7 protein-coding genes are annotated in these 8193 nt (G+C 70.4%); 3 read left to right on the top strand and 4 right to left on the bottom strand.

All coding sequences use genetic code 11. The features are described 5' to 3' along the window. Positions 1-245: 245 nt before the first annotated feature. Together AB0383_RS40730 and AB0383_RS40725 are read right to left on the bottom strand one after the other, a co-directional pair. Positions 246-1103, bottom strand: a complete 858-nt coding sequence (locus AB0383_RS40730) for a helix-turn-helix transcriptional regulator (RefSeq protein ID WP_364177095.1) — start codon at positions 1101-1103, stop codon at positions 246-248. 161 nt (positions 1104-1264) lie between these two features. Then, a complete protein-coding gene (locus AB0383_RS40725; RefSeq protein ID WP_364177098.1) occupies positions 1265-2104 on the bottom strand; it encodes an oxidoreductase in 840 nt (279 codons plus the stop codon). A gap of 100 nt (positions 2105-2204) precedes the next feature. Here AB0383_RS40725 and AB0383_RS40720 point away from each other — a divergent pair, with 100 nt between their 5' ends. Continuing rightward, positions 2205-3107: a LysR substrate-binding domain-containing protein gene (locus AB0383_RS40720; RefSeq protein WP_366190107.1), complete on the top strand. Its 903-nt coding sequence runs from the start codon at positions 2205-2207 to the stop codon at positions 3105-3107. 17 nt (positions 3108-3124) lie between these two features. Here AB0383_RS40720 and AB0383_RS40715 read toward each other — a convergent pair whose 3' ends face one another. Continuing rightward, a complete protein-coding gene (locus AB0383_RS40715) occupies positions 3125-4078 on the bottom strand; it encodes a TIGR03619 family F420-dependent LLM class oxidoreductase (RefSeq protein WP_364177104.1) in 954 nt (317 codons plus the stop codon). A 94-nt stretch (positions 4079-4172) separates the two neighbouring features. Here AB0383_RS40715 and AB0383_RS40710 point away from each other — a divergent pair, with 94 nt between their 5' ends. Beyond that, positions 4173-4565 (top strand): MerR family transcriptional regulator, encoded by a 393-nt coding sequence (locus AB0383_RS40710; protein ID WP_364177107.1) that lies wholly within the window; start codon positions 4173-4175, stop codon positions 4563-4565. Between the two features lie 60 nt (positions 4566-4625). On the opposite strand, the gene AB0383_RS40705 is transcribed toward AB0383_RS40710, so the two are convergent. After that, positions 4626-5048 (bottom strand): PPOX class F420-dependent oxidoreductase, encoded by a 423-nt coding sequence (locus tag AB0383_RS40705; RefSeq protein ID WP_364177110.1) that lies wholly within the window; start codon positions 5046-5048, stop codon positions 4626-4628. A 336-nt stretch (positions 5049-5384) separates the two neighbouring features. On the opposite strand from AB0383_RS40705, the gene AB0383_RS40700 reads away from it, so the two are divergent. Next, positions 5385-8162, top strand: coding sequence for an AAA family ATPase (locus AB0383_RS40700; protein ID WP_366190106.1), 2778 nt, complete (start codon positions 5385-5387; stop codon positions 8160-8162). The last annotated feature ends 31 nt before the right edge of the window (positions 8163-8193 follow it).

The raw sequence follows: 8193 nt of genomic DNA, 5'->3' as shown, positions 1-8193 counted from the left end.
CGCCGGCGGCGCCGCGTACGACATCTACCGCATCGGCGACTCCGGCGCGCAAGCCAGCTGGCAGGGCCAGTTCTCCGCCACCCCCGCACCGCGCGGCGGCCACCGGTGACCACCCGCCGCCACCCCCGGCTCTTCAGTGTTCGCACAGCTCGCTGGCAAACAAGGGCGCCTGACCTAACGGAATTGCGCATTCCATCGGGACCGCAGATCACGACATCAGCTTCACCCGCTCCCCCGCACCGGCATCAGTTCGCCGGCGGTGGCGCCAAGGACCCGTCCGAAAGGGCCCAGCTGCCCAGCAGGTTCAGCGTGCTCTGTGACGGCGACCCGGGTTCCGCGGTGTAGACGTAGAGCGTGGTCTCCGGGTCCCCGGCCGGCGTGAACGTTTCGCAGTCGACGGTCAGGTCTCCGACCACCGGGTGACGCAGGCGTATGGCCCGGGGAGCTCGTCGGTACACGCGATGTTCGTCCCACCACTGCTCGAACTCGGCGCTCTGTTCGCGTAGGTCGGTGATCAGCGCGACCGTTCCGCGATCACGGCTGTCGGCGCCGTTCTCCAGCCGCAGGCCGTCCACCACCGCCCGCGCCTGAACCTCCCAGTCGGCGAACAGCGCCCGCGCGTCCTCGGCGAGGAACATCCACCGCGCGTAGTTGCGCTCGCCGGGCGGGATGGCGTCGAAGTCGGCGAACAGCGCCCGCGCCATCAGGTTGGCCGCCAGCACGTCAGTACTCCGGCCCAGAAGGAGGGTCGGGTGGCTGTCGAAGGCGGCGAGGAGCCAGGCGCGGCCCGGGCGGACGCGCTGCACCGTGCCGGGCCGGGCGCGGTTGCCCGGCCCGACGAGGTCCTCGAGGTGAGCCCGCCCCGCCGCGTCGAGGTTCAGCGCCCGGGCGAGACCCTCGAGCACCACCGGCGAGGGCACGATGCCCTGTTCCAGCCGGGTGTAGTAGTCAGTGGAAATGCCGGCCAGCAGCGCCACTTCCTCGCGGCGAAGGCCGGGTACCCGCCGGATCCGGGAATCCGTCGGCAGTCCGGGCCGGGCCGGATCGCACTGGCTGCGGGCGCGGCGCAGGAAATCGGCGAGTTCCCGGTTCTTCTCAGGCATGTATCCGTTCCTGGTGGTGCTGATCAGGCATTGTGTCCACTGTGCACGGAGATAGCCGTGGTCGAGAACCAGCGCCGGCGACCTCCCGGCGTATCCGGGAGGTCGCCAGGGTCACACCGGATTCACCGCGGAAGGTGAAATCCGTCCACAATGTCCGCTGGTCAGGAAATCGTGGTCGTCCGGCTGAGCGACTCCCACGTGGCGACGTCGGCCAGCAGTGCCTCGTTGTGCTGGTGCAGGCCGTCGATCGCGTCTTCACCGAGGAGGAAATGCAGCGGCGGGTTCTCGGACTGGAGGACCTTCACGATCGCCGCGGCGCCCTTGGCCGGGTCGTTCGGTTCCTGGCCCACGACGTTCTTGACCATCTGCCGCAGTTCGCCTGAGGTCGCGTGGTAGGCGGGGTTCTCGGGGGTCCACTGCAGACTGGTGCTGAACTGGGTGCGGAACATCCCCGGTTCCACCACCATGACCCGGATGCCGAGAGGGGTCAGTTCGAGCGACAGCGCCTCGCCCAGAGACTTGAGCGCGTGCTTGGTGGCGTTGTAGCCGCTCAGGCCCGGGAAGGTAATCAGGCCGCCGATGGAGCTCATGACCACGATCGTGCCGTTCCCCTGCTCGCGCATCACGGGGAGGACGGCCTGGGTCAGCTGCACAGCACCGAAGTAGTTGACGTCGAACATGCTGCGCAAGTACTCGACCGGGGTTTCCTCGACGGCACCGATCACGCTGACCCCGGCGTTGTTCACCAGCACGTCGATGCGGCCGAACACGGCCAGCGTCGCGTCGACCGCGGCGCGGATGGACGCCGGGTCCGTGACATCCATCGCCGCGGTGCTGACCCGGTCGCCTCCGGCTTCCGCGAGGTCGGCGAGGGTCTCCGGGCGGCGCGCGGTGGCCATCACGCGGTCACCGGCGGCCAGCGCGGCCCGCACGATCTCGCGGCCGAAACCGCTGGAACAGCCCGAGATCAGCCAGACGCGGCCCGGTGTTTCGTTCGTCATTCACATGCCTTTCACGTTGGTGTTTACCGAGGCCAATGGTCGTCTCGAGAGCTCGGTGCCGTCCAACACCGGCTACCTGTCGTGGTTGTAGGCTTTTCCTGTGACCCCTGATCTTCGGCAGCTGAGGTACTTCGTCGCCGTCGCCGAGGAGTCCAGCTACACGCGGGCGGCCGAGCAGCTCCTGATCAGTCAGCAGTCGCTGTCGCAGCAGATCACCTTGCTGGAACGCATGCTCGGGGTGAAGCTCTTCGACCGCGACACCCGCGGCACCCGCCTGACCGCGATCGGCGCGCTGTTCCTCCCCGAGGCCCGCGCGGTGCTCGCCCGGGCGGACGAAGCGTTCGATCTGGTGGCCCGGGCCACGCGCGGCGAAGTCGGCAGCCTGCGCCTCGCGTTCCTCGCGACCACGACGAACTACCTGCTGCCGCCGGTGGTGCGCGCGGTCCGGCAACGGCTGCCCGGGCTCCGGTTGACGACAGAGGAGACGACGATCGCCCCGCTGGTCGAGGGGTTGCAGAAAGGACGCTACGACGTCGCGTTCACGCGACCGCCGCTCGTGGCCGGTCTGGAATCCCGGACACTCGTGGTCGAATCGGTGTGCGCCGTCCTGCCCGAAGATCACCCGCTCGCCGACCACGCCGAACTGACGCTCTCCGAGCTGGCCGGCGAACGCTGGGTCCTGACCCCGCGCAGCTCGTGGGAGCCGTGGCACCAGGCGTTCGACAGCTCCTTCCAGGCCGCCGGATTCACCCCCGACGTGGTCCACCGGGACGCCAGCGTGCAGGCGTTGCTCGGGTTCGTCGCGGCCGGAACCGGGATCACGCGTCTCGCCCAGTCGGCCAGCAGCCTGCGCCGCTCCGGTGTGGTCTTCGTGCCGATCGCCGGAGAGTTCGTCTCCACCGAGATGGTCTGGCTGGCGGGCAACGACTCCGCCGCGCTGCACGCACTGCTCGACGTCGTCACCGACGTCGCCGCCTCGACCGACTTCGCCGAGGCCGGCTGACCCGCGGGCACCGTCGGTCAGGCGGCGGCCCGTTCGCGGATCTCCACCGCCTTCTCGAGCATCTGCCCTGTGCTGGTGAACCAGTCCTGCAGGTTCAGGTCCACGATGAGCTCGTCCGCGCCGGCCTCTTCGGCCGTGTGGATGTCTTCCAGGATCTGATCGAGCGTGCCGACGAACGCCGATCGGTCGGATCCGGCCGGACGGTCGGTGAAGGTGACGTTTCCCACCACGACCAGCTCCATCCGGCTCGCGTCCCGGCCGTACCCGGCAGCCATTTCCCGGATGCGGTCCCAGTTCTCCCGCAACGCCGCGGCTCCGGCCGGCCCGGGTGTGGTGAGCAGCGGCAGCCAGCCGTCCGCACGTTTCGCGATGCGCTCCAGGGCTGTGGAACTGGAGCTGCGACCCAGATTGCTGGCACCGCCGGCGAGCATCACGGGGATTTTCGAAGCGGGCTTGGGCAGGACCGAGGCCTTGTCGATGACGACGCGCGGACTCCGGATGGTCACCGGATCCGGGCCCCACACGGCATCGAAGACGTCCAGCGTTTCGTCGAGGAACCGGCCGCGATCCGCTCGGGTGGCGCCGGTGGCCCGGAGCACGTCGCTGGACCAGCCGGCGCCCATGCCCGCGATGACGCGGCCGCCGCTGATCTGATCGACCGTGGCCAACGCCTTCGCCAGCGGGACGGGGGTGTGGAGGGCCGCGATCAGCACGGCCGTACCGAGGCGCACCCGCTCGGTCACCACCGCCGCGGCCGTGAGCACCGCCAAGGGGTCGGCCGTCTGCCGCCCGCTTTCCGGCCACGGCACGTTCGGCGGCGCATACGGTTCGATGGGCGTCTCCGGGAACAGCAACTGTTCATAGGTCCACAAGCTCGCGTATCCGGCCGCTTCCGCCGTTCTGGCGGCGTCGACCACGTCGTGTTGCAGGTCCACTCCCAGTCGCTGGGGCAGGCGAAGTCCGAGTTTCATTCGAAACCTCCGAGGTAGCAGTGGTTGCTGTGGCGATCCCTACCGCAAGTCTCAACACTCACATCGATGTGAAGGTCAAGGTAGGCTGGAGCACATGAGAATCGGAGAGCTCGCGGAGCGCACCGGCGTATCCCGTCGGCTACTGCGCTACTACGAGGAGCAGGGACTGCTCGCGCCCAGCCGCTCCCTCAACGGCTACCGGGAGTACGGCGAGCCGCACGTGGACGTCGTGCAGCAGATCAAGGGACTGCTCGACGCCGGCCTCCCGACCCGCATCATCCAGCAGCTCCTGCCGTGCCTGGACAAGCCGCACACCATCTACGCGCCGTTCGTGACGCCCGAGATGATCGTCACGCTGCAACACGAACAAGCCCGGCTGTCCGAACGCATCGAATTCCTGACCCGCAACAGAGACGCCATCGCCGACTACCTCGGCACCGTCCTCACCGTCAGCGAACGCCGGGAACAGGACCACGTTCTGAATTGACGGGCGCCGGGAACAGCAGGCGCGACCTTGAAGTTTTTCTCGCTCGAAGGACGGCTCAAGTCAGGCGATGGCCGCATAGGCGCTCACGTGCTCGATGCGCATCCGCACGAGCAGCATGCCGGGAACACTGTTGCGTTCGCCGAACTCGCGCGCACGGTCCTCGCCCATGTATCGCGCCGCGATGCTGGTCGCCCAGGTGCGCAACTCTCCGGGGTCCTCGGAGATGTCCGTGTGTCCCCACAGGACGGCGTGGGAGTAGGGAGCCACCTCGTCGTCGACGCAGACCGCGGCCCGTCCGTCGCGGATGAGGTCGTGGGCTTTCACCGTCACGTTCTCCGTGGTGAAGACGAGATCATCGCCGTCCAGGAGGAACCACACGGGTGCGACGTGCGGGGCACCGTCCGCCCGCACGGTCGCCACCTTGCCCGTGCGGGTACCTACCGCGATGAAGGCTTTCCACTCGCTCTCTTCCATTTCGGTCATGCCGGTCAGCATCCGTCCGCGCTGCGGCAGAAGCAATGCCGCCACCGTGTTTCAACGGCCCTGACCTGCGAACACGCGTGATGTGGAGCATTCGGCGCGAGTGGGCCGCTGACGGCTGACGTCGGGCGGAACGGTGCAGTCCACAATAGACTGTGAAAACGCGGATGCGAGTGTGGACACCCTGCCCTGCGCGCCACGCCGTTGATTCACCACCGGGCAGTCAGCGTGCCGGCCCGGGCACCCCCATCACCTCGGGGAACGTCCCACGCGGCCCATCGCGCCATAAACTGGTCCTCCGCGGCAGCGCCCCGTCCACGTGGGGCAGCCGCAAACCTGGTGGACGGAGGCGATCAGGTGCTGCTGGGCCGGCACCGGGAGTGCGCAACGCTCGACGGGCTCGTCGGAGCCGTCCGGGCGGGGCAGGGCCGTGCGCTGCTGCTGGTCGGCGAACCCGGTGCCGGCAAGACCGCGCTGCTGCGGTACGTCGCCGCTCACGCCGCGGAGTGTCGGGTGTTGCGCACGGCCGGCGTCGAGGCCGAGATGGAACTGCCGTTCGCCGGGCTGCACCAGCTGTGCGTGCCCCTGCTGGACAAGCTGGACACGCTGCCGGCACCGCAGCGTCAGGCGCTGAGCACGGCCTTCGGACTGACCTCGGGTCCGGCGCCGGACCGGCTCCTCGTCGGGCTGGCCGTGCTGGGTCTGCTGGCCGACGCCGGCGCCGAACGCCCGCTGGTGTGCCTGATCGACGACCTGCAGTGGCTGGATCACGCTTCAACTCATGCGTTGGCGATCGCGGCGCGCAGGCTGTTCGCCGAATCCGTGGGCTTGGTCTTCGCGACGCGAGAACAGGTGCCGGCTGCCGTGCTGATCGGCGTCACCGAGCTGCCGGTCCTGGGTCTGCCCGCCGGGGACGCCCGGGCCCTGTTGCGGATGGCGCTGCCGGGGCCGGTGGACGAGCGCGTGGTGGAGCAGATCGTCGCGGACGCCGGGGGAAATCCGCTGGCGTTGCTGGAGTTGGCGCGCAGCATGCCGCCCTCTGAACTCGCCGGCGGATTCGGCCTGCCGGCCGCCCGGGATTCGCCGGGCCGGATCGAGGCGAGTTTTCAGGAGCGGGTCACGCGATTGCCGGAAGCGTCCCGATGGCTTCTGCTGGTCGCGGCGGCCGACCCGCTCGGCGACGCGGTGCTGGTGTGGAGTGCCGCCGAACGGCTGGGTGTGGGGGTCGACGCGGCAGCCCCCGCAGTGTCGGCGGGCCTCGTCGAATTCGGCGCGCGGGTGGGGTTCCGGCACCCGCTCGTGCGCTCGGCGGTCTACGACGGTGCCACGGAGCAGCAGCGGCAGCGTGCCCACCGGGCGCTCGCGGAGTGCACGAACCCCGAGTCCGATCCGGACCGCAGGGCGTGGCACCGGGCCCGGGCCGTCGGCGGGCCGGACGAGGAGGTCGCGGCCGAGCTGGCACGGTCGGCGAACCGCGCGCAGGCACGAGGCGGCCTTCCCGCCGCGGCGGCGTTCCTGGCTCGCGCGGCCGAGCTGACCCGCGACCCGGTGAGCCGGGCGGAGCGGGCGCTCACCGCCGCGCGGGCGGCGTTCGAGGCGGGCGCGCCCGAGAGGGCGCTCGGCCTGCTGTCGGTGGCACAGGCGAGCAGCTTCGACGACCTGCGCCACGCGAAGATCAACCTGCTCAGAGCCGAGGTGGCGTTCGCGGTCAGCCGGGGTGCGGAGGCGCCCATGCTGCTGCTCAAAACCGCGCAGCAGCTGGAGTCGTTCGACACGCGCCTGGCCAGGGACACCTATTTGCAGGCCCTGTCGGCAGCGCGGTTCGCGCTCCACCTCGCGGTCGGGGGCAACGTCGTGGAGGTGGCGGAAGCGGCCCGGCGCGCCCCCGCCCCGCCGGGCCCGCCCACCCCGGCGGACCTGCTCCTCGACGGCCTCGCCGCTCGCGACACCGGTGAGCTCGCGACCGGCAGCGAACTGTTGAAACGGGCCCTGCGGGCGTTCTGCGCCGACGCCGACGCCGGCGTGGACGAGCTGAGCTGGCTCTGGCTGGCCGGCACCACCGCACCCGACCTGTGGGACTACCGGAGCTGGGAGCGGCTCGCGACACACCACGTTGAGCGGGCCCGTGCGGCCGGGGCGCTCACCACGTTGCCGCTGGCCGTGACCTCGCGGGTGGCGGTGCACGTGGTCTTGGGCGAGCTGGCCGAGGCGGCCGCACTGGTCGGTGAGATCGACGAGCTCGCCGGGGCGATCGGCGTCGGTCTCGCGCCTTACGGAGCGGTCATGCTCGCCGCTTGGCAGGGCCGCGAGGAAGAGACTTCGGCGATGGTCGCCGCCACCCGCGGCGAGGTGCTGGCTCGCGGTGAGGGCGCCGGGGCGCAGATCTACGCGTGGGCGGAGGCGCTGCTGGGCAACAGCGTGGGCCGCTACGCCGACGCGGTGGTCGCGACCGACCTCGCGGGGCAGGAACAGCTGCTGGTCGGAGCGGGCCTGTGGATGCTGGCCGAACGCGTCGAAGCGACGGCCCGGAACGGGCAGCCGCGTGAAGCTGCCCAAGCGTTCCGACGGCTTTCCGTGCACACCAGGGTCAGTGGCACCGAATGGGCACTCGGCATCGAGGCCCGCTGCCGGGCGCTGGTCACCGAAGGCTCGGTCGCCGAGGACAACTACGTGGAGTCCGTCGAACGGCTCGGCCGGACGCGCGTGCGTGGCGAACTGGCCAGAGCCCACCTGCTGTACGGCGAGTGGCTGCGCCGCAACCGGCGGCGGCGGGCCGCGCGCGAGCAGCTGCGGACCGCACACGACCTGTTCACACAGATGGGGATGGCCGCGTTCGCGCGGCGGGCGGAGCGGGAGCTGCGGCCGGGCGGGGAACTGCCGCGCCGGCCCGCTCCCGAAGGAAGCTCCGAGCTCACCGCGCAAGAAGTGCAGATCGCCTGGCTGGTGCGGGAAGGACTGTCGAACGCCGAGATCGGGACACGGCTGTTCCTCAGTCCGCGCACGGTGGAATGGCACCTGGGCAAGGTCTTCGGCAAGCTCGGCGTCACGTCGCGCAAACAGCTGCGCACCCTCCCGAGGCCGACTTACCCCGGGCCCGACCGAGACCGACCGGGGTGACTCCCGGGTCCGGGAACGGCCGCCGCGGCCC

This window comes from Amycolatopsis sp. NPDC051373, assembly GCF_040689465.1.
Taxonomy (GTDB): domain Bacteria; phylum Actinomycetota; class Actinomycetes; order Mycobacteriales; family Pseudonocardiaceae; genus Amycolatopsis.
Note: the sequence above shows the minus strand (reverse complement) of the source record. Positions and strands in the feature narration are given on the sequence as shown.